Source organism: Paracoccus ferrooxidans, from assembly GCF_029909815.1.
GTDB classification, from domain to species: Bacteria; Pseudomonadota; Alphaproteobacteria; order Rhodobacterales; family Rhodobacteraceae; genus Paracoccus; species Paracoccus versutus.
Genome location: NZ_CP038202.1, coordinates 234461 through 257585, shown reverse-complemented (window position 1 = coordinate 257585; position 23125 = coordinate 234461). Strand labels below are relative to the sequence as shown.

The 23125-nt window shown below is 69.1% G+C and carries 20 protein-coding genes; 5 read left to right on the top strand and 15 right to left on the bottom strand.

Annotated features, from left to right (window positions below; genetic code table 11):
• Window positions 1–4: 4 nt before the first annotated feature.
• The 13 genes from E3U26_RS18325 to E3U26_RS18265 all read right to left on the bottom strand — a co-directional run bounded on the left by E3U26_RS18325 (window position 5) and on the right by E3U26_RS18265 (window position 15410).
• The gene (locus E3U26_RS18325) at window positions 5–520 is read right to left on the bottom strand and encodes a TRAP transporter small permease subunit (protein ID WP_052096274.1); all 516 of its coding nucleotides are present in this window, start codon (window positions 518–520) and stop codon (window positions 5–7) included.
• A 58-nt stretch (window positions 521–578) separates the two neighbouring features.
• On the bottom strand, window positions 579–1568 hold the full coding sequence (locus E3U26_RS18320) for a TRAP transporter substrate-binding protein (protein WP_036760506.1): 990 nt from the start codon (window positions 1566–1568) through the stop codon (window positions 579–581).
• Window positions 1569–1614: 46 nt separating this feature from the next.
• A complete protein-coding gene (locus tag E3U26_RS18315; protein WP_499107145.1) occupies window positions 1615–3303 on the bottom strand; it encodes a hydantoinase B/oxoprolinase family protein in 1689 nt (562 codons plus the stop codon).
• The gene (locus E3U26_RS18310) at window positions 3296–5353 is read right to left on the bottom strand and encodes a hydantoinase/oxoprolinase family protein (RefSeq protein ID WP_036760524.1); all 2058 of its coding nucleotides are present in this window, start codon (window positions 5351–5353) and stop codon (window positions 3296–3298) included. Before E3U26_RS18310 ends, E3U26_RS18315 begins: the two co-directional genes overlap by 8 nt.
• A gap of 257 nt (window positions 5354–5610) precedes the next feature.
• The gene (locus tag E3U26_RS18305) at window positions 5611–6498 is read right to left on the bottom strand and encodes a LysR family transcriptional regulator (protein ID WP_499107144.1); all 888 of its coding nucleotides are present in this window, start codon (window positions 6496–6498) and stop codon (window positions 5611–5613) included.
• Between the two features lie 149 nt (window positions 6499–6647).
• Window positions 6648–7532, bottom strand: a complete 885-nt coding sequence (gene purU / locus E3U26_RS18300; RefSeq protein ID WP_499104688.1) for a formyltetrahydrofolate deformylase — start codon at window positions 7530–7532, stop codon at window positions 6648–6650.
• 106 nt (window positions 7533–7638) lie between these two features.
• On the bottom strand, window positions 7639–8544 hold the full coding sequence (gene folD, locus E3U26_RS18295; protein ID WP_116220437.1) for a bifunctional methylenetetrahydrofolate dehydrogenase/methenyltetrahydrofolate cyclohydrolase FolD: 906 nt from the start codon (window positions 8542–8544) through the stop codon (window positions 7639–7641).
• A 74-nt stretch (window positions 8545–8618) separates the two neighbouring features.
• Window positions 8619–9050 carry a RidA family protein gene (locus tag E3U26_RS18290; protein WP_499107143.1) on the bottom strand — a complete coding sequence of 144 codons (432 nt, stop codon included), beginning with the start codon at window positions 9048–9050 and terminating at the stop codon, window positions 8619–8621.
• Window positions 9047–10264: a pyridoxal phosphate-dependent aminotransferase gene (locus tag E3U26_RS18285; RefSeq protein ID WP_243785809.1), complete on the bottom strand. Its 1218-nt coding sequence runs from the start codon at window positions 10262–10264 to the stop codon at window positions 9047–9049. Before E3U26_RS18285 ends, E3U26_RS18290 begins: the two co-directional genes overlap by 4 nt.
• 88 nt (window positions 10265–10352) lie before the next feature.
• Complete coding sequence (locus E3U26_RS18280; protein WP_499107141.1) at window positions 10353–10943, bottom strand: sarcosine oxidase subunit gamma; 591 nt, start codon at window positions 10941–10943, stop codon at window positions 10353–10355.
• Entirely contained in the window at window positions 10936–13869 is a 2934-nt protein-coding gene (locus E3U26_RS18275; protein WP_499107140.1) for an aminomethyltransferase family protein, read from the bottom strand. The genes E3U26_RS18280 and E3U26_RS18275 overlap by 8 nt, the downstream gene beginning before the upstream one ends.
• A complete protein-coding gene (locus E3U26_RS18270; protein ID WP_036759704.1) occupies window positions 13866–14150 on the bottom strand; it encodes a sarcosine oxidase subunit delta in 285 nt (94 codons plus the stop codon). Before E3U26_RS18270 ends, E3U26_RS18275 begins: the two co-directional genes overlap by 4 nt.
• Window positions 14151–14159: 9 nt before the next feature.
• On the bottom strand, window positions 14160–15410 hold the full coding sequence (locus E3U26_RS18265) for a sarcosine oxidase subunit beta family protein (protein ID WP_036759703.1): 1251 nt from the start codon (window positions 15408–15410) through the stop codon (window positions 14160–14162).
• Between the two features lie 113 nt (window positions 15411–15523).
• Here E3U26_RS18265 and E3U26_RS18260 point away from each other — a divergent pair, with 113 nt between their 5' ends.
• Window positions 15524–16555: a GlxA family transcriptional regulator gene (locus tag E3U26_RS18260; RefSeq protein ID WP_499107138.1), complete on the top strand. Its 1032-nt coding sequence runs from the start codon at window positions 15524–15526 to the stop codon at window positions 16553–16555.
• A complete protein-coding gene (locus tag E3U26_RS18255; protein WP_052096227.1) occupies window positions 16522–17319 on the top strand; it encodes a response regulator in 798 nt (265 codons plus the stop codon). Before E3U26_RS18260 ends, E3U26_RS18255 begins: the two co-directional genes overlap by 34 nt.
• Before the next feature lie 11 nt (window positions 17320–17330).
• Here the strand turns inward: E3U26_RS18255 and E3U26_RS18250 are convergent, their stop codons facing one another.
• Window positions 17331–19736, bottom strand: a complete 2406-nt coding sequence (locus tag E3U26_RS18250) for an ATP-binding protein (RefSeq protein ID WP_499107137.1) — start codon at window positions 19734–19736, stop codon at window positions 17331–17333.
• 8 nt (window positions 19737–19744) lie between these two features.
• A complete protein-coding gene (locus tag E3U26_RS18245; RefSeq protein ID WP_166436145.1) occupies window positions 19745–20398 on the bottom strand; it encodes a substrate-binding periplasmic protein in 654 nt (217 codons plus the stop codon).
• A 250-nt stretch (window positions 20399–20648) separates the two neighbouring features.
• Here E3U26_RS18245 and E3U26_RS18240 point away from each other — a divergent pair, with 250 nt between their 5' ends.
• The 3 genes from E3U26_RS18240 to E3U26_RS18230 are packed head-to-tail and all read left to right on the top strand — an operon-like array spanning window position 20649 to window position 23122.
• A complete protein-coding gene (locus E3U26_RS18240) occupies window positions 20649–21482 on the top strand; it encodes a transporter substrate-binding domain-containing protein (RefSeq protein ID WP_036759698.1) in 834 nt (277 codons plus the stop codon).
• A gap of 13 nt (window positions 21483–21495) precedes the next feature.
• The gene (locus E3U26_RS18235; RefSeq protein WP_036759696.1) at window positions 21496–22251 is read left to right on the top strand and encodes an amino acid ABC transporter permease; all 756 of its coding nucleotides are present in this window, start codon (window positions 21496–21498) and stop codon (window positions 22249–22251) included.
• A complete protein-coding gene (locus E3U26_RS18230; protein ID WP_499107134.1) occupies window positions 22241–23122 on the top strand; it encodes an amino acid ABC transporter permease in 882 nt (293 codons plus the stop codon). Before E3U26_RS18235 ends, E3U26_RS18230 begins: the two co-directional genes overlap by 11 nt.
• Window positions 23123–23125: the final 3 nt, after the last annotated feature.

Sequence of the window (23125 nt, the reverse complement as noted above, 5' to 3'; positions counted from 1 at the left end):
TGGTTCATTCTCCCTCGATATGCTCTTCGGGGACGCCGTGGATCACGGTGTCGAGCGCGGATGCGACCAGCTGGATCAGGAAGATGACCAGCCCGGCGAAGATCGCCGCGGCGATATACCAGGTCGGCGTCGCCGTCAGGCCGGGGCTGACCGAGCCGCGCAGGAAGTCGCGCACCAGGATCAGCCAGATATAGCGGGCCATGAAGGCGAACATCGCGAAGGTCGTCGCGACGCAGAACAATTCGACCGCGATGGCGGCCCGGCCGCGCAGGAAGCGGCGCAGCAGGCTGACCCGCACGTGCTTGCGGCTCATGAAGGTGTGGCCCATCGCCAGGAAGGCCATCGCCCCGGTCGCATAGCCGACATATTCGCCCATCGAGTTGGTCGAGCTGGCGAAGAAGTTGCGCAGGATGATTTCAAGGATGATGTGGACGACGATATAGACCAGAAGCGCGGCCGAAACCGCTATCCCGGCGCCCGAGCAGATTTCCGATATGCGAATGACCGCACGCGAAAGCATGTTTCCGACCTCATGATGATTGCGATGGGGGCGCGCAATCCCTGCGCGCCCTGCCGGGTCACGAACCGCGCTTTGCGGCGTATTCGTCCAGGATCTGCTGGCCGACGGGGCCGACGGCCTTCAGCCATTCGTCATAGACCTCCTGGCCGGACTGGCGCAGGAACTCCAGGAATTCGGGCGGCACGTCGGTGGTGATGGCGACGCCGTTGGCGCGCATCTCCTCGAAATTCTGCGCCACGCGCTTTTCCAGGTCGGCCCAGGCCGCATCGCTGGCCTTTTCGGCGGCATCGCGGATGATGGCCTGCTGTTCCGGGGTCAGGCTGTCGTAGATGTCCTTGTTCATATGCGTCATGTTCAGCGCCATCGAATAGTTCACCGCGGTGAAGTTATCGAGGAACTCCCAGAACTTGGAACTGGCGCCGCCATCCGCCGAGGTCAGCACCGAGTTGATGCTGCCCGCGGCAAGCTGCGGGACGGTGTCGGCCCAGCTGATCTGGACGGCCGTCGAGCCGGCATTGGACAGGGTGCGCACGCCGCTGGCATCCCAGCCGCGGATCTTCAGCCCGGCCATGTCGCCCTCGGCGGTGATCGGCGCCTGCGCCCAGATGCCCGAGGGCGGCCAGGGCGTCGCCCAGAGCAGCACCTGGTTGTGCTTTTCGAACACCGCCTCGTAATGCGGGCGCGCGACGTCCCAAAGCAGCTTCGCATCGGCGTTGGTATTGGCGACGAAGGGCAGGGACGACAGCAGGAACAGCGGCTCGATGCCCGACAGCGAGGTGGTGATGGTATCGGCCATGTCCAGCGCGCCGTCGCCCACCGCGTCGAACTGGTCCACCGACTTGTAGCCGATCGAGCCGCCATAATGGCCGGTGATCTTGATGTCCCCGCCCGAGGCTTCGTGGACCGCCTCGATGAACACCTTGTCCGCCTGGCCCATGATGGTGCTTTCGCCGTATTCGTTGGCAAGATCCCAGGAATGGCTTTGCGCCAAGGCGGCGCCCGACAGGGCCACCAGGGAAAATGCCGCGCTCAGGATTCTGTTTTGCATTTGTTTTTCCTCTCTGTTGAACTGCGGGCCGCGCCGGGCCCTGGCCCTAGGCGACCTTTTGCGGCGCGTAATGCGCGGCCACGAAATCCGCGGTGAACTTGCCCGAGGCCAGATCCTCGCGGATCGCTTCGGGCGTCCGCTCGCGCGGGTCGCCATAGCCGCCGGCGCCGGGGGTCTCGATGACGACCACGGTTTCGTCGGTGACGAAGATGCCGGTGATCTTCGAGGGCAGATCCCTGGACGAGCCGTCGTCGTTGCGCAGGCGGAACTGGCCCGTCGCGCCCGGCATGCCGCCGAAGATGCCCCAGGGCCGGTGGCGAAAGCGGTCGCCGACGCCGTTGAACTCGCAAAGATGGCCGATGGGGCGGATGGCGCGGCGGATGCCCATGCCGCCGCGGTGCTTGCCCGCGCCCCCGGAATCGGTGATCAGCGAATATTCCTCGACGCGCAGCGGGTATTCCAGCTCGATCGCCTCGACCGGCAGGTTGGCGGTGTTGGTGATATGGACCTGGACGCCGTCCTTGCCGTCCTTGGCCGCGCGCGCGCCCATGCCGCCGCCCAGCGTTTCCAGGTAGACATAGGAATGGCCGGTCTGCGGATCGGTGCCGGCAAAGACCGCGCTGGTATTGGCGCCGTTGGCCGCGCCGATGACGCGGCCGGGCAGCGCCTCGGCAAAGGCGCCCAGCACCACGTCCACCACGCGCTGGCAGGAATTGGCGCGCATGGCGACGCCCGCCGGATGGGCGCAGTTCACGAAACTGCCCGGCTCGGCCCGGATCTCGATCGCGTCGAAGATGCCCTGGTTGTTCGGCACCTCGGGGTCCAGCAGCGCCTTGAGCGCATAGCAGACCGCCGATTTCGTGGTGTTCAGCGTCATGTTGAAATTGCCCGGAACCTGCGGCGAGGTGCCGGTGAAGTCGAAGACCACCTTCTCGCCCGCCTTCCTGACGGTCAGGGCGATCCTGACGTCCTCGGTGCCCAGCCCGTCGTCGTCCATGACATCGGCAAAGCTGTATTCGCCGTCCGCCACCCCGGCGATCGCCTTGCGCATCCGCTGGTTGGTGCGGCTGACGATCTCGTCGCACAGGGCCGTCAGGTGGTCGGCGCCATGCCGCGCCACCATCTCGCCGATGCGCTTGACGCCCAGCTTGACCGCCGCGATCTGCGCGTTCAGGTCGCCCAGCCGCTCGTCCGACAGGCGCATGTTCAGCAGCAGCAGGCGCATGATGTCGTCGCAGCGCTCGCCCTTGCGGAACAGGCGCAGGATCGGGATGCGCAGCCCCTCCTTGTAGATCTCGTTCAGCCCGCCCGACATCGAGCCGACCGAGGCGCCGCCCACGTCGGCATGGTGGACGATATTGGCCACGAAGCCCAGCAGCCGGTCGCCGTCGAAGATCGGCATCGCCATGTTGATGTCGGGCAGGTGCGAGCCGCCCGCGACATGCGGGTCGTTGGCGATGAAGATGTCGCCCGGCGCCAGGCTGCCTTCATATTGCTCCAGGATCAGGCCGATCAGTCCCGACATCGAGGCCAGGTGGATCGGCAGCGCGTTTTCCGCCTGGACGATCAGCCGGCCATTGCGGTCGGCGATGGCGGTCGAATGGTCGTGGCGCTCCTTGATATTGGTCGAGAATGCGCTGCGCATCAGCGTCAGGAAGCATTCGTCGGCGATCGACCGCAGGCTGTTCCAGCTGATTTCGATGGTGATCGGATCCAGCGACAGGGGTTTAGTCATCGTTGCGTTCCATAATCATGTTCATTGCGCCATCAATGCGAAGCGTCCATCCGGGCGGCACCAGCGTCGTGGTGTCGAACTGGGTGATGAGCGCCGGGCCGATGATGCCGACGCCCTCGGCCAGCCCGTCGCGGGCATAGACCGGGGTCGGCACGAAGCCGGTCTGCTCGAACCAGATCTGCTCGGTCGCGGCGGGCTTGGCCTCGCCCGCCGGGCGCGCAGCATCGACCGCCTGCTTGGCGAATTCCATCGTCGCTCGGATGCGGACGTTGACCACCTCGACCGGGGCGTCGGGGTTGCAATGGCCATAGGCCGCCTCGTGCTGGCGGAAGAAGGCCTGCTTCAGCTCTTCGACCGGGGGCAGCGCGGGGGCGTGTCGGCTGGTGCCCAGTTCGACCGGCAGTTCGTAGTTCTGCCCGATATAGCGCAGGTCCAGGATGACGGTCTGGCTGCGGCTGACGACATGGGCGGCATCCTCGGCATCGGCGGCCAGCCATTCCTCGGCCTGCGCGCCCAGCCGGCCGATGGCCTCGGCGATGACGGCCAGGTCGCCGTCCAGCGGGCAGCGGCAGGTGGTGACGTAGTTCTCCTGCAGGTCCGAGACGATCAGCCCCTCGGCGCACAGGATGCCCGGCGCGCGCGGGACCAGGATGCGGCGCATGGCCAGGATCTCTGCCACGTCCGCGGCATGCAGGCCCCCCGCGCCGCCAAAGCACATCAGCGTATAGTCGCGCGGATCCTGCCCCTTCTCGATCGAGACCGCGCGGATGGCCCGCGCCATGTTCGAGGCGGCGACGCTGACGATGCCATGCGCGGCCTTCTCCAGCGATACGCCCAGCGGCTCGCTGATCCGGGCGACGGCGGCCCTGGCCAGGTCGGCGTCGATCCTGAAGCCGTCGGCCAGCCGCGCCGGCAGCCGGCCCAGCACCACGTTCGCATCCGAGACCGTGGGCTTGTCGCCGCCGCGCGCATAGCAGGCCGGGCCCGGCACCGCCCCCGCGCTCATCGGGCCGACCTTCAGCAGCCCGTCGGCGCCCAGATGCGCGATCGAGCCGCCGCCGGCGCCGACGGTGTGAATGTCGACCGTGGGCAGGCGGATGCGGAAGCCCGCGATGTCGCGCAGGTTCGAGGTGCCGACCTTGCCGCCCTGGATCAGCGCGACATCGGTGCTGGTTCCGCCGATGTCCAGGGTGATGATGTCCTCGATCCCCGACATGGCCGCCGCCGCCGCCGCACCCACCGCACCCGCGGCCGGCCCGGAAAGCGCCGTGCGCACCGGAAAGCGCGAGGCCAGCTCGATCGACATCAGCCCGCCCGCCGACTGGAAGATGCCCAGGGCGGCCTTGGGCGCCGTCTTCTGGATCGCCGCGCTCAGCCGGTCCATGTAGCGGCTGACCTCGGGTTGCAGGAAGGCGTTGATGACCGTGGTCGAGAAACGCTCGTATTCGCGGAACTCGGGATGCACCTCGCTCGAGATCGAGACGTAGAGGTCGGGATAGGCCCGGCGCAGCGCCGCCGCGATCCGCTCTTCATGCTCCGGGTTCAGGAAGGAGAAGATCAGGCAGACGGCCAGCGATTCCACGTCGCTCATCGGGCCGAGTTCCGCAATGATGGCATCGATCTCGGCCTCGGTCAGCGCGACGATCGCCTCGCCGCGGGGGCCGATCCGCTCGCAGACCTCCAGGCGATGCTCGCGCTCGACCAGGGGCGGCGGCGCGTCGGTCTGCAGGTCGTAGATGGCCGGGCGGACCTGGCGGCCGATCTCCAGCAGGTCGCGAAAGCCCTTGGTCGTCACCAGCCCGGTTTTCGGCCCCTTGCGCTGAAGCAGCGCGTTCGTCGCCACCGTGGTGCCATGGGCGAAGCGGACGATGTCCTCGCCGTCGATCCCGGCCTTGTCCTGCAATTCCCGCAACCCGTTCAAGATCGCCTCGGACGGATCATGCGGCGTCGAAGGCCGCTTGTGCAGGACCGATTGCCCCGTCGACAACCGCCGCGCCGAAAAATCGGTGAAGGTTCCGCCGACATCGACCCCGATTACCCAGTCTCCCATCATATGCTCCTGAAATTTCCAATGAATTTCGCGGCGATCCATGCCGGGAAATTCGATTCTTGAAATTCAGTATGCAAATCGGATGCCCTACGTCAAATGATTCCGACGCCTCGCAGGCAAGAAAATCGCGTTTCGGTGTTCAAACTGGATTCTGGATCCCGGCGCGCCGGCCCCTGCCCGTGCGCCGGGCAGAGCGCGCGGAAAACAGCCATGCGTGATGCGAAAAACCCCGAATGCCGGCGCAAGGACCGGGCGGGCTAGCGGGCCGCAGGATCGCCGGAGAAATGGCCCGACACCCATTCCATGAAGCTGCGGACCGCGCCGGTTTCCTTGCGCTTCGGGTTGCGGCTCATCGCCAGCACATGCGGCACGGCGACGCCCGGCCCCAGCGGCGCGGTGATGCTGCCGCCGGCCAGCAGCCTTTCGGCATAGGTCGAATAAAGCACCGTCAGCCCCGCCCCGGCCGCGGCCAGTTCCAGCGCCGAGACGGCGGTATCGACCCGCAGCACCGGCAGGCCCGGTGTCCGGCGCAGGCCCATCCCATCCGACCATATGTCCCAGAGCGAGTATTTCCCCTGGATCTCGATCTGCGGGATCTCCTGCAAGGGGGTGCTGCGCGCCGCGGATTCGGCATGCCGGCCGGCGCCGACCAGGACCAGCCGCTCGCTGCACAGGACGATCGCCTCGGGCGCGATCAGTTCCGGCTTTTCAAAGGCGAAGCTGACATCCGCCAGGTCGATGTTCGGATCGGTCCAGATCGAGCTGTTCAGCTGCACGGCGATGCCGGGATGGCCGGCCAGGAATTCGCCAAGCCGCGGCGCCATCCACAGGTTCAGAAACGAGATCGGCGCCGAGACGGTGATGCCCTGCCGTTCGCGGCGCCCCGTCAGCCCCCTGGTCGCCGCCTCGGCCATGTCGAGGGCCTGGGTGATGCCGGGCAGATAGGCCTTTCCGGCAGAGCTGAGTTCCAGGCCGCTCGCCTGGCGCCGAAACAGCGGGCGGCCGAAATACTGCTCGAGCGCCCGCACCCGCTGGCTGATGGCCGCCTGCGTGCAGTTCAGCTCGTCCGCGGCGCGGGTAAAGCTCAGATGCCGCGCCGCCGCCTCGAAGGCCTGGAGATAGACGAGATGGGGAAGTTCGCGCATGACGCCGGCTCATAATTCCTCAGGCGGGCATAACGAATTCGAGGCCAGGCCGCAAATGCGCCGCCTGCCGTGCCTTCCCCGCTGCTTGCCTCCGGCGGGGATATTTGTCCACGGAAGACCGGGGCGGGGTGGGGGTGGGGGGCGCTGTTTCACCCCATTCTTTCGGATGCGTAGCTTCCTGGCGAGGCGGGGAAGACCACGGTCTTGTTGCCGTTGAGGAACACCCGGCGGTGGATATGGGCGTGGATGGCGCGGGCCAGGACCTGGCTTTCGACGTCGCGGCCGAGGCTGACATAGTCCTCGGGCGATTGCGCATGGGTGACCCGGACGGTGTCCTGCTCGATGATCGGGCCCTCGTCGAGGTCGGCGGTCACGTAATGGCTGGTCGCCCCGATCAGCTTCACCCCGCGCTCGAAGGCCTGCTTGTAGGGGTTGGCGCCCTTGAAGCTCGGCAGGAAGGAATGGTGGATGTTGATGATCCGCCCCGACATCTTCTTGCACAAGGCGTCCGACAGCACCTGCATGTAGCGCGCCAGAACCACCAGCTCGGCCCCCGAATCCTCGACCACCGCCATCAGCTGCGCCTCGGCCTGCGGCTTGTTCTCGCGCGTGACCTTGATGCAGTGGAAGGGGATGTCGTGGTTCACCACCACCTTCTGGTAGTCCATGTGGTTCGAGATCACCGCCACGATCTCGATCGGCAGCGCGCCGATGCGCCAGCGATAGAGCAGGTCGTTCAGGCAATGGCCGAAGCGGCTGACCATGATCACCACCTTCATCTTCTCGGCCTCGTCATGGATGGCGTAGTCCATGCCGAAGGGCTCGGCCGGGCCGGCCAGGCCCGCGCGCAGCGCCTCCAGCCCCACGCCCTCCTCCGAGACGAAGCTCACCCGCATGAAGAAGCGCCCGGTCTCGGTATCGTCGAACTGCGAACTGTCGGTGATGTTGCAGCCGTGCTCGGCCAGAAAGCCGGCCACGGTGGCGACGATGCCGCGCGTCGAGGGGCAGGCGACCGTCAGCGTGTATTTCTTCATCTGGCTCTCCACTGAAAGGGCAAGCGCCCTGGTTTCTTCCGTGTGCAAATATCCCGGGGGGCCGCAGGAGCGGGGGGCAGCGCCCCCCGCCGTCCCGCGCCATCCCTCAGGCCGCCGCGCCTTCGGCCCGGCCCGGATCCGGCTCGGGCAGGCCATGCGCCCGGCAGCAGGCCACCAGCGTATTGGCCAGCAGGCAGGCGATGGTCATCGGCCCCACGCCCCCCGGCACCGGGGTGATCGCGCCCGCCACCTGCGCCGCGCCCGCGAAGTCCACGTCGCCGACCAGCCGCGACCGGCCCTCCTCCTCGATGCGGTTGATGCCCACGTCGATCACCGTGGCGCCGGGCTTGATCCACTCGCCCCGGATCATCCGCGCCCGGCCCACCGCCGCCACCAGGATGTCCGCCCGCCGGCAGACCGCCGCCAGCTCGCGGGTGCGGCTGTGGGCGATGGTCACCGTGCAGTTCTCGGCCAGCAAGAGCTGCGCCATCGGCTTGCCCACGATGTTCGAGCGCCCCACCACCACCGCCTCCAGCCCCGACAGATCCCCGAGCGTCTCGCGCAAGAGCATCAGGCAGCCCGAGGGCGTGCAGGGCACCAGCGCCTTCTGCCCGGTCCCCAGCAGCCCCACGTTCAGCGCATGGAACCCGTCCACGTCCTTTCGCGGGTCGATGGCGGCGATCACCGCCCCGGCGTCCATATGCGCGGGCAGCGGCAGCTGCACCAGGATGCCGTGCACGGCCGGGTCGGCATTGAGCCGCGCGACCAGCGCCAGCAGCGCCGCCTGCGGCGTCTCGGCCGCAAGCCGGTGCTCGAAGCTCGCCATCCCCGCCTCGCGCGTCTGGACCGCCTTGTTCCTGACATAGACCTGGCTCGCAGGATCCTCGCCCACCAGAACAACCGCAAGCCCGGGCACCAACCCGTGCCCAGACCGCAGCCGGTCCACAGCCTCGGCGACACGCGCCCGCAACCCGGCCGCAAAGCCCCGCCCGTCGATGATCCTTGCACCCATAAGCCATTCTCCTTGCAATGTCCGCAGCCCGCCCCAAAGCAAAAGCCCGGCACCCACACGCGCGGCGCGGCAGATCAGACCGCCGCCACCATCTGGATTTCGACCGGCGCATTCCCCGGCAGCGTCGCCACGCCCACCGCGCAGCGGCTGCCGATGCCACCTGCGCCCAGCTGTTCCTTGAGGAACTGCGAGGCGAAATCGGCAAGCGCGGAATGCGCGGCAAACCCCGCTTCCGCGGCGACATAGACGGTCAGGCTGAGGACGGCCGCCAGATCCTCGCCCGGCGCCAGGGTCGCGCGCGCGGCCCGCAGCGCGTTGCTGCAGGCCAGCACCACCGCCTCGCGCCAGGTTTCCAGCGGCTGGTCCCTGCGGACCGGGCCGCTGAACATCAGCCGGCCGTTCACGCGCGGGGTCATCCCGGCGGTGAAGATCAGCGATCCGTGCCGCGTTGCCGCGACGTAATCGCCCTGCGGCACCGGGTTGCCCTGTCCGGGAGCCGCGCTCATGCGCGATACCGTTCGACCAGCGCCGCCAGGCGCTCGACCGCGGCCGTCGCCGCCGCATGGTCCTGCGAGAAGTTCAGCCGGATGCTGTCGCCGGAATGCGGGCCGAACTCGGTGCCGGGGGTGACGATGACACCCGCCTGCAACCGCAGCGCCTTGACGAAATCCGCGTGGGCAATGGCCAGCGCGGGCAGGCTGGGAAACAGGTAGCTGCCGGCCTGCGGCGCGCGGACGAAACACCCCTCGATGCCGCCGAACAGCGCCAGCAGGTCGTCGCGGATCGCCTGATGGCGGGCGATGCGCTCGGCCATCCAGCCCTCGGGCTCGGCGAACCAGGTCCGCAGCACCGCCTGCGAATAGCCTGCCGCGCGCAGGGACACGATGGCTTGCAGCTTTTCCATGCGGGCGATGACCTGGGTCGAGCCGAAGGCGACCCCCAGCCGATAGCCGCTGAGCGATTCGGTCTTGGACGGGCCCATGATGGTCACGACGTTTTCCGCGTCGATGTCCATGGCGCGCAGATGCGTATAGGAGGCCGAGGGGTAGAGCAGCCGCGAATACAGCTGGTCCACGATCACGGTCGCGCCGTATTGCGCCGCCAGCGCCGCGATCCGGGCGATCTCGTCCTGCGAATAGACCACGCCGGCGGGGTTGTTCGGGTTCGAGAACAGAAACAGCCTTGCCCCGGCGCGGAATGCCGCCTCCAGGCCGTCCAGGTCCAGGCCCGCCTGCCCCGCCGCAGCCTCGCGATAGGCCAGCCGGACGGGAAGCATCTCGCCCTCGAAGAACTCGACCAGCTTGCGGTTGGCGAAATAGTCGGGCTGGACGATGGCGACCTTGTCGCCCCGCGAAACCGTCGCGGCCACGGCCAGGAACAGCGCGCCCTGCGTGCCGGGGGTGATGATCAGCCCGTCCCGCGCATCGACGGGCGCGCCGGTAAAGCCGGCCAGCCGCGCGCCCACCACTTCGCGGATGCCCAGGTCGCCGCGATATTCGGTATAGGCCTGCGCCCCGCCCAGGGCGACGCCGGCCGAAAACGCCTCGAAGGCGCCGGGCGTCGGCTCATGCGCATCCACGTCGCCATGCGAGAAATCGACCGGGCGGCCCGAGAGCTTGTCCCCCCGCAGGAAGCCCTCGGCGCCCGCCGTGCCTTGCCGGACCTCTTGTCCGGGGGCGTTATCGGTGCCCAACTTGCTGAATTTGCTTTGGATCGACATGGTGGTTTTCCCTTTCCCGCAGCGGGTGTTTGATGTTGCGGGCAGCCTATTGCCTTTGGGTCGATGGTAAAAACTGGCTTTTGTAGAATCAGACGATAGGAAAACCGTCGTCCGGCGCCGCGGCCGCCCCCTGCCGCCGCAGGGTGGTGGCCAGCGCATGCCACAGCGACCCGGCCATGCTGCGCATCCCCAGCACCGCCAGCCGGTCGGGGGCGCGGCGGATCAGGAAGACGCCCATGTGATGCGCCAGGGTCCGGGTGGCGCTGCCGGGGCCGAAGCCGTCGGGGTCGATATTGGCCAGCCTTTCCAGCAGCGCCCGGATCGGCGCCTCGCCCCGGTCCGAGGCGATCTCGAACGCCGCCCAGCCGTCGGTCTGGTCCGTGACCGAACAGCCCGGCGTCCCGGCGGCCAGCACGGCCGCGAAATCTTCGGCGGCGCGGCCGGGGACCTCGACCATCCACTGGCCGGGGCCGGTCCAGAAGGCGGCGATCCCCTGCCCCTCGGCCCATCGCCCCGGTCCGGGCAGGGCCAGCCCCAGCGGCGCGGGCTGGGCGGCGCCCCGGCGCAGCGCCAGCGATGCCAGGGCAAGGCCGGCATTCTCGGTGATGCGCAGCGCGCCGAAACGCTGGTCGGCGGGCGTGGCGGCGCCAAGCGCGGTGATCGGGGTCAGGTCAGTCACGCAGGCGCCCTCCTTCGGGGTCGATGAAATGGGGCGAAACGACGCGCAAAGGCACGCTCTGCCCCTGCAGCGGGTTGGCCGCGACGATCACCTCGCCCATGCGGGCGGCGCCGTTTTCCAGAAAGCCCAGGCCGATGGCATGGCCCAGATGCGGCGAATGGCAGGCCGAGCTGATCCAGCCCTGATCGGTCCAGGTGTCCTGCGCATCGCCCTGGCGGAACAGGTGCGAGCCGGGGACCACCGGCTGCGCCGGATCGACCGGCTGCAAGCCGACCAGCACGCGGGTCTCGGCCAGCATCCCCTCGCGCCGCGACATGACCGCGCCGATGCCATCCTTTTTCGCCGATACCATCCGGCCCATGCCCAGCATCTGCGCGCTGGTCTGGCCGTTCAGCTCGTTGCCGGCGGCATGGCCCTTTTCGATGCGCAGCACCCCCAGCGCCTCGGTGCCATAGGGGGTGGCGCCCAGGTCGGCGCCCGCCTCGACCAGCCTTGCCATCAGCGCATCGCCATAGCGCGCCGGCACCGCGATCTCATAGGCCAGCTCGCCCGAGAAGCTGATGCGGAAGAGCCGCGCCCGAAGCCCGCCGCAGACGGTCAGCCCGGCACAGGCCATGAAGGGAAACGCCTCGTTCGACAGGTCGAACCCGTCCACGATCCGCTCCAGCAGCCGGCGCGCGTTCGGGCCGGCGACGGAAAGCTGCGCCCAGGCGTCGGTGGTCGAGATCAGCTGCACGTCCAGCTCGGGCCACAGGCATTGCCGGGCGAACTCCATGTGGCGATAGACCGGGCCGGCCTGCGCGGTGGTGGTGGTCACGACGTAATGGTCCGCGGCCAGCCGGGCACAGGTGCCGTCGTCCCAGGCCACGCCGTCCTCGCGCAGCATCAGCCCATAGCGGGTCATCCCGACCCTGAGGCTGGCCATGGCGTTGCAATAGAGCCGGTCCAGGAACGCGCCCGCGTCCGCGCCCTGCACGTCCACCTTGCCCAGCGTGGTCACGTCGCAGATGCCGACGCCCTTGCGGGTGGCCAGAACCTCGCGGTCCACGGTCTGGCGCCAATGCGTCTCGCCCGCGCGGGGGAAGTATTGCGCCCGCATCCAGGGCCCGACCTCGACGAAGACCGCGCCCTGGGATTGCGCCCAGGCGTGGGTCGGCGTCAGGCGGCGCGGGCGGAAATGCGCGCCGCTGCCGCCGCCGCCCAGCACCGACAGCGAGACCGGCGTATAGGGCGGGCGGAAGATCGTGGTGCCGGTCTGCGCGATCGGCTTGCCGGTCAGCTCCGACATGACCGCAAGCGCGGTGACATTCGCCGTCTTGCCCTGGTCGGTCGCCATCCCCAGCGTGGTCCAGCGCTTCAGATGCTCGACCGGGCGCATGTTTTCCTGATGCGCCAGCGCGATGTCCTTGACCGTCACGTCGTTCTGGAAATCGACCCAGGCCCGGCCCTTGCCCGGCACATGCCAAAGCGGGTGCAGGTTCTGCGCCTGGTCCTCGGCCTGCGGCAGGTCGGGCAGCGGGGCATTCACGTCCAGCTCGGCCAGGGCGCGGCGCGCGGCCTCGGCGCCCGAACGCAGGGCCTGCGCGGTGCTGCCCCGGCCCTCGGCCGCGCCGGCCGCGATCAGGCCGGCCGGGCCGTCCTTGCCGGGGACAAAGGCGTGCAGCGCGTCGCTCCAGACCGGCCGGCCGCGGTGATGCGAGGCCAGGTGCAGGTTCGGGTTCCACCCGCCCGCCACGCCCAGCGCCCCGCAATCCAGCCATTGGCTGCGGCCATGCTGGCGGACCTCGATCCGGGTCAGGCCCAGCCGGCCCCTGGTGTCGCCGATGACGGCGCCGGCGAACAGCGGATAATCCCCCATCGCCACCGCATCCGCGCGGCTGTCGATGACGCCGGCGATGCCGACCCCCTTGGCCGCCAGGTCGAGCGCGGTGCGATGGCCGTCGTCGTTGTTGGTAAAGACGGCCACCCGCTCGGCCGGGCTGACCGCCCAGCGGTTGGCATAGGCCCGCATCGCACCCGCCAGCATGATGCCGGGGCGGTCGTTGTTGGCAAAGGGGATATGGCGCTCGGTCGCGCCCGCCGCCAGGATCGTCCGCCCGGCGGTGATGCGCCAAAGCACCTGGCGCGGCCCGCCCTGCGGTTGCGGCAGGTGGTCGGCCAGCCTTTCGACCGCGCCGTGGACGCCGTGGTCGAATGCCCCGAAGACGGTGGTGCGGCGCATGATGCGCAGGTTCGGCAGGCTGGCCAGCTCCGCCTCGACCCCGGCCACCCATTCGGGGGCGGGCGCGCCGTCCAGCGGATGCGTCTCGGCCAGAAGCCGGCCGCCCAGGCGGAAATCCTCGTCCGCCAGGATGACCCGGACCCCCGCGCGCGCCGCGGTCAGCGCCGCCGCAAGCCCCGCGGCCCCGGCGCCGATCACCAGCAGGTCGCAATGCAGGAAGCCCTTGTCGTATTCGTCGGGATCGGGCTGCATCGACAGCCGGCCCAGCCCCGCCGCCCGGCGGATCGCGGGTTCGTAGAGCTTTTCCCAGAAGGCGCGCGGCCACATGAAGGTCTTGTAATAGAAGCCCGCCGCGAAAAAGGGCGACAGCCGGTCGTTCACCGCCATCAGGTCGAAACGCAACGAGCCGACGCGGTTCTGGCTGCGCGCCCGAAGCCCGTCGTAAAGCTCGGCCACGGTGGCGCGGGTATTGGGCTCTTGCCGGGCGCCGTCGCGCAGCTCGACCAGCGCGTTCGGTTCCTCGGACCCGGCCGAGATGGGGCCGCGCGGGCGGTGATACTTGAAGCTGCGTCCCATCAGCCGCACCCCGTTGGCCAAGAGCGCCGAGGCCAGCGTATCGCCGGGATGGCCGGAATAGCGGCGCCCGTCGAAGGTAAAGCTCAGGCTGCGCGAGCGGTCGACCAGCCCACCGGACAGCCGGGTCATGCCGCACCGCCTTTCAGCTTGACGTCGCGGGCCAGTTCGGCGCCCAGGATGCGATGCGTCACCGTATCGCGGGTCACGATCAGCCACGAGCGGTCGCCCTGTTCGTGGAACCACAGCTCGCGATGCACCCCGGCCGGGTTGTCGCGCAGATAGACGTATTCGGCAAAGGCCGCCTCGGCGCCCTCGGCCATGCCGTCGGGCCGCGCGATCAGGCGGGCATCGCCCAGATAGGTGAACTCCTGCGCGTCGCGGGGGCCAAGCAGGGGATGGGGGATCAGCATCACATGACCTCAGTGCAGGTTCGGCGTGGGGCCCACGCCCTTTTCGTCGATGACATGGCCGCGCGCGAAACGGTCCAGCCGATAGAAGCGGGCGGTGTCGTGCGGGGTGTCGGTGGCCATGAGATGCGCAAAGGCATAGCCGCTGGCCGGCGTCGCCTTGAAGCCGCCATAGCACCAGCCCGCATTCAGATAGAGCCCCTCGACGGGGGTGCGGTCGATGATCGGGCTGCCGTCCATCGACATGTCCATGATCCCGCCCCAGATCCGCAGCAGCCGCGCCCGCCCGATCATCGGCATCAGCGCCATGCCGCTTTCGGCGACATCCTCGACCACCGGCAGGTTGCCGCGCTGCGCATAGGAGTTGTAGCCGTCGGGATCGCCGCCAAAGACCAGCCCGCCCTTGTCGGACTGGCTGACGTAGAAATGCCCGGCGCCGAAGGTGATGACCCCCGGAATGGTGGGCTTGAGCCCCTCGGACACGAAAGCCTGCAGGACATGGCTTTCGATGGGCAGGCGCAGCCCCGCCGCCGCCATCACCCGGCTGGACGAGCCCGCCACCGCCACCCCCACCTTGCCCGCGGCAATAGGGCCGCGCGAGGTCTCGACCCCGCGGATGCGGCCGCCTTCGATGCGAAAGCCGGTGACTTCGCAGTTCTGGATCAGGTCGACCCCAGCCATGTCGGCGCCGCGGGCATAGCCCCAGGCCACCCCGTCGTGGCGCGCGGTGCCGGCCCGGCGCTGCAGCAGCCCGCCCTTGATGGGAAAGCGGGCGTTGTCGAAATTCAGGAAGGGCGCCATCGCCCGCACCTGCTCGCGGTCCAGCAGTTCCGCATCGGCGCCGGCCAGCAGCATGGCATTGCCGCGCCGGCGATAGGCGTCGCGCTGGCCGTCGCTGTGGAACAGGTTCAGGATGCCGCGCTGGCTGACCATGGCGTTGAAGTTGAACGCCTGCTCCAGCCCCTCCCACAGCTTCATCGAGAACTCGTAGAAGGGCTCGTTGCCCGGCAGCAGGTAGTTCGAGCGGATGATGGTGGTGTTGCGGCCGATATTGCCCGACCCCAGCCAGCCCTTTTCCAGCACCGCGATGCGCGACTGCCGGAAGGTGTTGGCCAGGTAATAGGCCGTCGCCAGCCCATGCCCGCCGCCGCCGACGATGACATAGTCATAGGCCGGCTGCGGATCGGGATTGCGCCACAGGGGCTTCCAGCCCTTGTGACCCCTGATCGCCTCGGCAAATACCCTGAGTGCTGAAAAGCGCACCTTCGACCCCGTATTGACGTTTCGCCGCCAGATTACGGCTTTCCTGCCGCCAGTCTTTATCCAAGGCGGCCATGTTCTTGCCCATATGCGCCAGGGCTGCTATGCGGCGGCGCATGACCCCGCCCGCCTCCATCGGTTTCCTGCTCTTGCCCGGCTATGCGATGATGTCGCTGGCCTCGGCGATCGAGCCGCTGCGGGCGGCCAACCAGCTGGGCCCGCGCCCGCTTTACCGGCTGGATTTCCTTGCCGCCGAAAGCGGGTTCGTCGCCTCATCGGTCGGCGGCGGCTTCAACTGCGCCGCCCTGCGCGAGGCGGCGGCCGACCTGGACCTGCTGTTCGTCGTCGCCGGCGGCAACCCGATGCTGCATGACGATCCGGCGCTGATCCACGGCCTGCGCAACCTTGACCGCCGCGGGGTCCGGCTGGGCGGGATTTCCGGCGGCGCGGCGGTGCTGGCGCGGCATGGGCTGATGGAGGGGCGGCGCTTCACCGTCCATTGGCTGCATATCGAGGAATTGCAGGAACTCGCGCCCGGCCTGCTGATCGAGCGCGCGCTTTATGTCATCGACCGCGACCGCTACACCTGCGCCGGCGGCGTCGCCGCCTTCGACATGATGTGCGCGATGATCGCCAGCCAGCACGGCGCCGCATTCGCGCATGAGGTCAGCGACTGGTTCATCCATTCCCGGATGCGCACCGCCTCCGAGCCGCAGCAGCTTGATCCCGCCCGGCGCTACAACCTGCACCACCCCCGGCTCGAGGCGGCGGTGCGGCTGATGACGACGCATATCGCCGATCCGCTGTCGGCGGCGCAGCTGGCCGGCCTGTCCGGTTGCAGCGCCCGGCAGTTGCAGCGCCGCTTTGCCGATCATTTCGGCATGAGCATCTCGGATTTCTATCGCAACCTGCGGCTGGAAAAGGCGGACGAGCTGCTGCGCCATTCCGCCCTGCCGCTGGCCGAGATCGCCCAGCTGACCGGCTTTGCCACCGTGCAGCATTTCTCGCGCTGCTTTGCCCGGCATTTCGGCACGCCGCCCGCGCGGCGCAGGCGGGACGGGACGGTGGGCGGGGGCCTTGCGCCGCCGCCCGCGCCCGCGCAATCTGCAACGCCATGGAAAACCTCAAGCGAAACCTGCCGCCGCTGACCAGCCTCGTCGCCTTCGAGGCGGCCGCCCGGCTGGGCAGCTTTTCCGACGCGGCGCGCGAACTGAACGTCACGCGCGAGGCGGTCAGCCGCCAGATCCGCGCGCTCGAGGCCCATCTGGGCCTGTCGCTTTTCGAGCGCAGCGCCAACAGCACCGTGCTGCGCGACTGGGGCGCGCGCTATTTCGAAACCGTGTCGGGCAACCTGGAAAACATCGCCCTGGCCTCGGTCGCGATCCGCGGCGACGAAAACGACGAGGAACCACCCGAGCTGCCGATGGAATCCGACCAGGAGCGCATCCTGATCGTGGACGACATGCCGGCCAATATCCGCAGGCTGCACGACGTGCTGCACGGCCGCTACCAGGTCGTCGCCCATACCCGCGCCGAGGACGCGCTGGACTGGCTGCTGGCGGGCGGCGAGGCCGACCTGATCATGCTGGACGTGCGGATGTCGGGAATGGACGGCTATGCGCTGTGCCGCCGGCTCAAGGCGATGCCGCGCCTGGCCAAGGTGCCTGTGATGTTCCTGACCAGCCTGGACGCGCCCGAGGACGAGACCGAGGGCTTTTCGGTCGGCGCCTGCGACTATGTCGCCCGGCCCTTTGCCCCGGCGGTGCTGCTGGCGCGGATCCGGGTGCAGCTGGACCTGCGCCGGTCGAACATGGCGCTGGAAAACCTGCTCCAGCGCCGCGCCGACCGGCTGGAGCGGGCCGAGGCGCTGCTGGCCGGCATCCGCCGCAGCCTGGCCGATTTCCAGGGCTGATCGGGGCGCGGCTAACCGGGCGACGGCTCGCGCGTCTCCTCGGGCCGGGTCGCGGCCTCGCCCAGCCGGTCCAGGGCCGCGGCGATGCGGTCCATGTCCGCCGGCTCTTCCTGCACCGCATGGCAGACCTCGGCCGCGCCCAGTTGCAGCGCCGCGCCCCTGATCGCATGCAGCGCCTCGGCCAGCGGCATCCCGCCCGCCAGCAGGCCGCGCCATTCCTCGATCTCCTCGGGGATCCGCGCCCGCCATCGCGCCGCAAGCTGCCGGTCGCCGCCGGTGTTGCGGTCCAGCGCGGCGTGATCCAGCACCGGCAGGGCATCCTCGAGCACCGAGGCCAGCGTCCCGGCCAGGGCGGCGCCGGTCACGGGCTTGGGCAGGAAGGCCGCGAAACCGGCATCGCGGCAGGCCAGCCGCGTCTGGGTGGACACGTCGGCGCTCGAGGCGATGACCGGGATCGCCAACCCCCGCGCCCGCAATGCGCCCATCAGGGCGATGCCGTCCATTTCCGGCATGTGCAGGTCGGTGATGATCGCATCGGGCAGCGGATGGTCCAGCGCCGCCAGCGCCACACGCCCGCCCGGCGCCGAGGCGACCCTGACGCCAGAGCGCCGCAACAGCTCCTCCATCACGTCGCGGTTGATCTTGCGATCCTCGACCACCAGGACGCGCCTTGCCCGCAACGCCGGCGAGGGGGCGGGACCGGCGGGCGGGCGATCCGCGGCCAGGCGCAGCTCGCGATGGGTCAGGGGCTGCGGCAGGGCCGCCCCGGCCAGGGTCAGCCCGCCGTCGGCAAGCCGCAGCACGGCGCCGTCCGGCGTGCCCGTCATCCGCGCGCGATCCAGCATCCGCGCGATGCGGCGGCGCAGGGCCGGGTCGGGGACGTCCAGCAGCGGGCGCGGCAGGACCGGCGGCGGATCGGCGGCCGGCGGACCGGGGTCCAGCGGCAGCTCCAGCACGAAGAGGCTGCCCACCCCCGGCCGGCTGCGCAGCGCCAGGCGGCCCTGCATGCCCTGGGCCATCTGCCGGGCGATGGCCAGGCCCAGGCCCGTGCCCGACACCTCGCGCGAGATCGTCGCATCGGCCTGGGTGAAGGGATCGAAGATGGCGGCCTGGTCCTGTTCGGCGATGCCGTTGCCGCTGTCGAAGACCGAGAGCCGCAGCCGATCGCCCCGGCGAAAGACCCGCAGCGCGATCCGGCCCTGGGCGGTGAACTTGACGGCATTGCTGGTCAGGTTCAGCAGGATCTGCGTCAGCTTCTGCCGGTCGCCCAGGATCGTCGCCGGCACGTCGGCGGCGATGTCGCCCTCGAGCCGCAGCGGGCGCGACCCGATCAAGGCGCGGGTCTGGGCGATCACCTCGTCAAAGACCGCGTCCACCGCAAAGGGCCGGCGCTCGAAGACCATGTGCCCGCCTTCGAGCTTGGACAGGTCCAGCACGCTGTCGATGCTGCCCAGAAGCTGCCTTGCCGCGCCTTGCATGTCGGCGACCTGCCGGCGCGAGGCGGCAGGCAGCCGGTCGGCCAGCAGCAGTTCCGACAGGCCGGTGATCGCGTTCAGGGGCGTTCGCAGCTCATGGCTCATATTGGCCAGGAAGGCCGATTTCGCCCGCGACGCCGCCAGCGCGTCGTTGCGCGCCACCACCAGTTCGGCGGTGCGCTGCTCGACCTCGTCGCGCAGGTGGTCGCGATAGCGTTCCATCTGCGCGACCGTGCGGGTGAAATCCTGCGCCAGCCGCGCGATCTCGTCGTCGCGGGAACGCAGCCGCCCGGCCGCCGGGCCGGTCAGGCGGAACCCCCGCCCCTCGCGCAGGCCCTGCGCCGCCCGGCTCAGCGCGCCCAGGGGCGAGATGACGTAGCGCCTTGCCAGCAAAAACAGCAGCCCGGCCAGCAGCAGCGCCTGCAGGACGGCGGTCAGCACGATGCGCAGCGCCTGCCGGGTGAAGTCGTTGTAAAAGCCCACGAACGAGAAGGTGACGTCGAGCCTTGCGATCTCGGCCACGCCGTCGGGCGCCCGCAGGACGACCGAGCGGGTCTGCGTCAGGCGCTCGGGCGGCAGCATCCAGCCCTTCAGCCAGGCCGGCAGGGCGGCGGCGGGACGCTGGACCTGGAAGCGGGGGATCTGCGCCACCCGCAACTGCTCGGGCGACAGCAGCAGATCCTCGATCCGCAGCGACAGGATCAGCGGCGCATCGACCAGCCGGTCCAGGATGGCCTGGACCGTGGTCAGGTCCACGTCCCAATAGGCGCGCTCAAGCTGCGGCGCGGCGGAATAGAGGATCCGCTCGGCATTGCCCGTCGCCACCGCGATGCCGCGGCGCAGGTCCGCGACGGCGCTGGCCCCGCCCAGCCCGATCCCCGAGACGATGCTGACCAGCGCCCCGGCCAGCACCATCCGGCGCGCGATGCTGCCCGTGCCCATGCCGCGCCTCACCCGCCCAGCCTGTGGCGCAGGATCGCCGCGATCCGGCCCTCGGCATGCATCCGGCGCAGCACGGCGCCCAGCCGCTCGGCCTTGTCCCGCCCGGCATCGCTGCGGGGAAAGCCGACATAGCGGCCGCGCACGTCCAGCGCGGTGGGCAGGACGCGAACCCGATCCTCGACCGCCAGCTTGCGCATGGCGTGGCGCAGGTTGGCCTCGCCGCCCACCACCACGTCGGCCCGGCGCAACAGCAGCTTGCGCAGGCTGGTCTCGTCATCGACCGAGCCTTCGTGCAGGAAATGCGTCGAGGCGTCGAAGGCGGGGGTATAGGTAAAGCCGTCGACCACGCCCACCGAATACCCGGCCAGCGCGCCCAGGCCGGCAAAGTCGCGCAGGGGCGAATCCGCCATGACGACGAAGACCAGCCGCGTCGTCCGCAACGGCCCGACCATCAGCCAGTTGCGGAACCGCTCGGGGGTCGGCGCCAGCTGGAACAGCCCGTCCGCCTCGCCCATGCCCGGCGCCAGCAGCGCCCGGCGCCAGGGCAGGGGCACGAAGCGCATCCCGATCCCCAGCCGCAGGGCGGCATCGCCTAGGATGTCGATGTCGGCGCCGACGAACCGGCCGCTGTCCAGGTAGTTGTAGGGCGCGAACTCGTCCATCCCGACCATCGTCCAGGTTTCGGGCCCCGCGCGCAGGGCCGAGGGCGCGGCACAGGCAGCCGCCCAGCCCGCAAGCCCGCCCAGCACGCGGCGGCGCGCGACCGCGGCAGGGGGCGCGGCGCATGATGGCGCGGCCTTCCCGCCTTTGTCCGGGGAAATAATGTTGCCGCAGCAGGGCAATGTTTTCGTCTCTCACGCTCTGTCGGAGGGCTTTGCTAGTCCTCTCATAATCAACAGGAGAGTCCCATAGATGAAAACCATCCTCGCCACCCTTCTGGCGTCCGCGGTCGCGCTTGCGCCGCTGGCCGCCGCCGCCGAAAGCTGCACCAATGCCGGGCTGAAGCGCATCCAGGATCGCGGCACCCTGATCGCCGGGGTCAAGGCCGACTACAAGCCCTGGGGCTATCGCGACACGGCCGGCAACATCGTCGGGCTGGAGATCGACATGGCGCAGATGGTCGCCGACACGCTGGGCGTCAAGCTGGAGCTGGTGCCGGTGATCGCGTCGAACCGGATGCAGTTCCTGCAGCAGGGCCAGATCGACCTGATGATCGCCACCATGACCGACACCGCCGACCGGCGGGCGATGGTGGGGATCAAGGGGCCGAACTATTACGCCTCGGGCACGGCGGCGCTGACGCCCAAGGCCATGGGCCTGACCGATTGGAACGCATTGCGCGGCAAGCCGGTCTGCGGCGTGCAGGGCTCGTTCTACCTGCAGAAGATCGAACAGGAATACGGCGCCACCATCGCCGCCTTCGGCAACGCAGCCGAGGCCAAGCAGGCGCTGCGCGACAAGAAATGCGTGGCCTTCGTCTATGACGACACCACCATCGGCGCCGATTACGCCGCCGGCGGCTGGGACGATTTCGAGATCTCGCTGCCGGTCGAGGATTTCGCGCCCTGGGGCCTGGCCGTCGCCAAGTCCGAGGAAAGCTGCGCGCTTGGCCAGATCGTCTCGGGCCTGCAATACGCCTGGCACCGCGACGGCACGCTGATCGAGCTGGAAAAGAAATGGGGCGTCGCCGCCAGCCCCTTCCTGGCCGACATGCACGCGCGGATGGCCGATCCGCTGGCGCAGTAGGGGCCGCGCGCCGATGCTGACGGACATGCAGGATTTCTTCCGGGAACTGGCCGCCACCTCTCCGCACTGGAACTTCATCTGGCTTTACGATCCGGTCCAGATGGACCGGGTTCTGGGCGGGCTGTGGATGACCATCAAGCTCAGCCTGGCCTGCCTGGTGTTTTCCGTCGTCATCGGCGTCGTCGGCGCCTGGGCGCAGGAGGCGAAAAGCCGCCTTCTGCGCAGCGCGGTGCAGGGCTATGTGCAGTTCTTCCGCAACACGCCGCCGCTGATCCAGCTGCTGTTCTTCTATTTCGCGCTGGGGCAGTTCACCCCCAGCTACAGCCCCGACGGCTGGCTCGAGGTGCCGATCATCTCGAACGTCGGCTGGGCGATCATCGCGCTGTCCTTCTTTGCCGGCGCCTTCAACATCGAGATCTTCCGCGCCGGGATCGAGGCCGTGCCCCATTCCACCCGCGAGGCCGCGGAATCGCTGGGGATGACGCGGCTTCAGGCCTATACCAACGTGGTGCTGCCGCTGACCCTGCGGATCTCGCTGCCGGCGCTGTCGGCCAATCTCATCAACCTGGTCAAGACCACCAACCAGGCCTATGCCATCGCGGTCCCCGAACTGCTTTACCAGTCCGTCTCCATCTGGAACGATTTTCCCTCGGCCCAGAACCCGACCATGCTGCTGATGATGGTCTGCTACCTGGGGCTGGTCGGGCTGTTGTCCCTGGGCATGGGCCAATGGGAACGCAAGCTGAGGATTCCAGGCTATGGCGTATAAAACCCCCGTCCCGACGGCCAAGGGCGCGCTGCCGGTGCTGCTGCCCTTTGCCCCGCGCGGCCCGGCCTATGACGCGTTCTTCGCGACGCGCTGGCTGGCCGCGATCCCGGCCGGCTGGATCGTGGCGCTGGCGGCGCTGTTTCCCGCCATGGTCCTGGCGCAGGCCGGCGCCGCCGCCGCCATCGAAACCCCGCTGGAAAAGCTGCTGCGCTGGATGCCCTTCCTGTTCACGCAGGGCTTCCTGTTCAACGTGCTGATCTCGGTCCTTGCCATGGCGATCGGGACGGCGGTCGGCGCCTTTGCCGGGCTGGCGCTGATCTCGCGCGCGCGGCTGTTGCGCGCCGTCGCGCGGGTCTATGTCACCTTCTTCCGCAACGTGCCCTGGCTCGTGCTGCTGTTCATCGTGCTGCTGGCCTTTCCGTTCCAGATCAAGGTCTTCGGCATGACGATCCCCCTGCCCGGCTGGATCAAGACGGTGATCGGCCTGGCCATCCCGGTATCGGCCAACATCGCCGAGGTGGTCCGCGGCGCCGTCCAGTCCGTGCCCACCGCGCAATGGGAGGCGGCCGAGTCGCTGGGCTTCACCCGCCGCCAGACCATCTGGCAGATCATCCTGCCGCAATGCTTCAAGCGGATGCTGCCGCCCTGGATGAACTGGTACGCGATCCTGACCATGTCCACGCCGCTCTGCTCGCTTCTGGGCGTGGGCGAGATCATCAGCATGACCCGGCAGGCCATGGAGGCCGAGGGCAACCGCCCCGAACTCCTGATCCCCTTCTACGGCTTCGCGCTGCTTCTGTTCCTTGCATACTGCTATCCGATCGCCCGCCTGACCCTGCGGCTGGAACGTCGGTTCGCGGTCAAAAACTGAAAG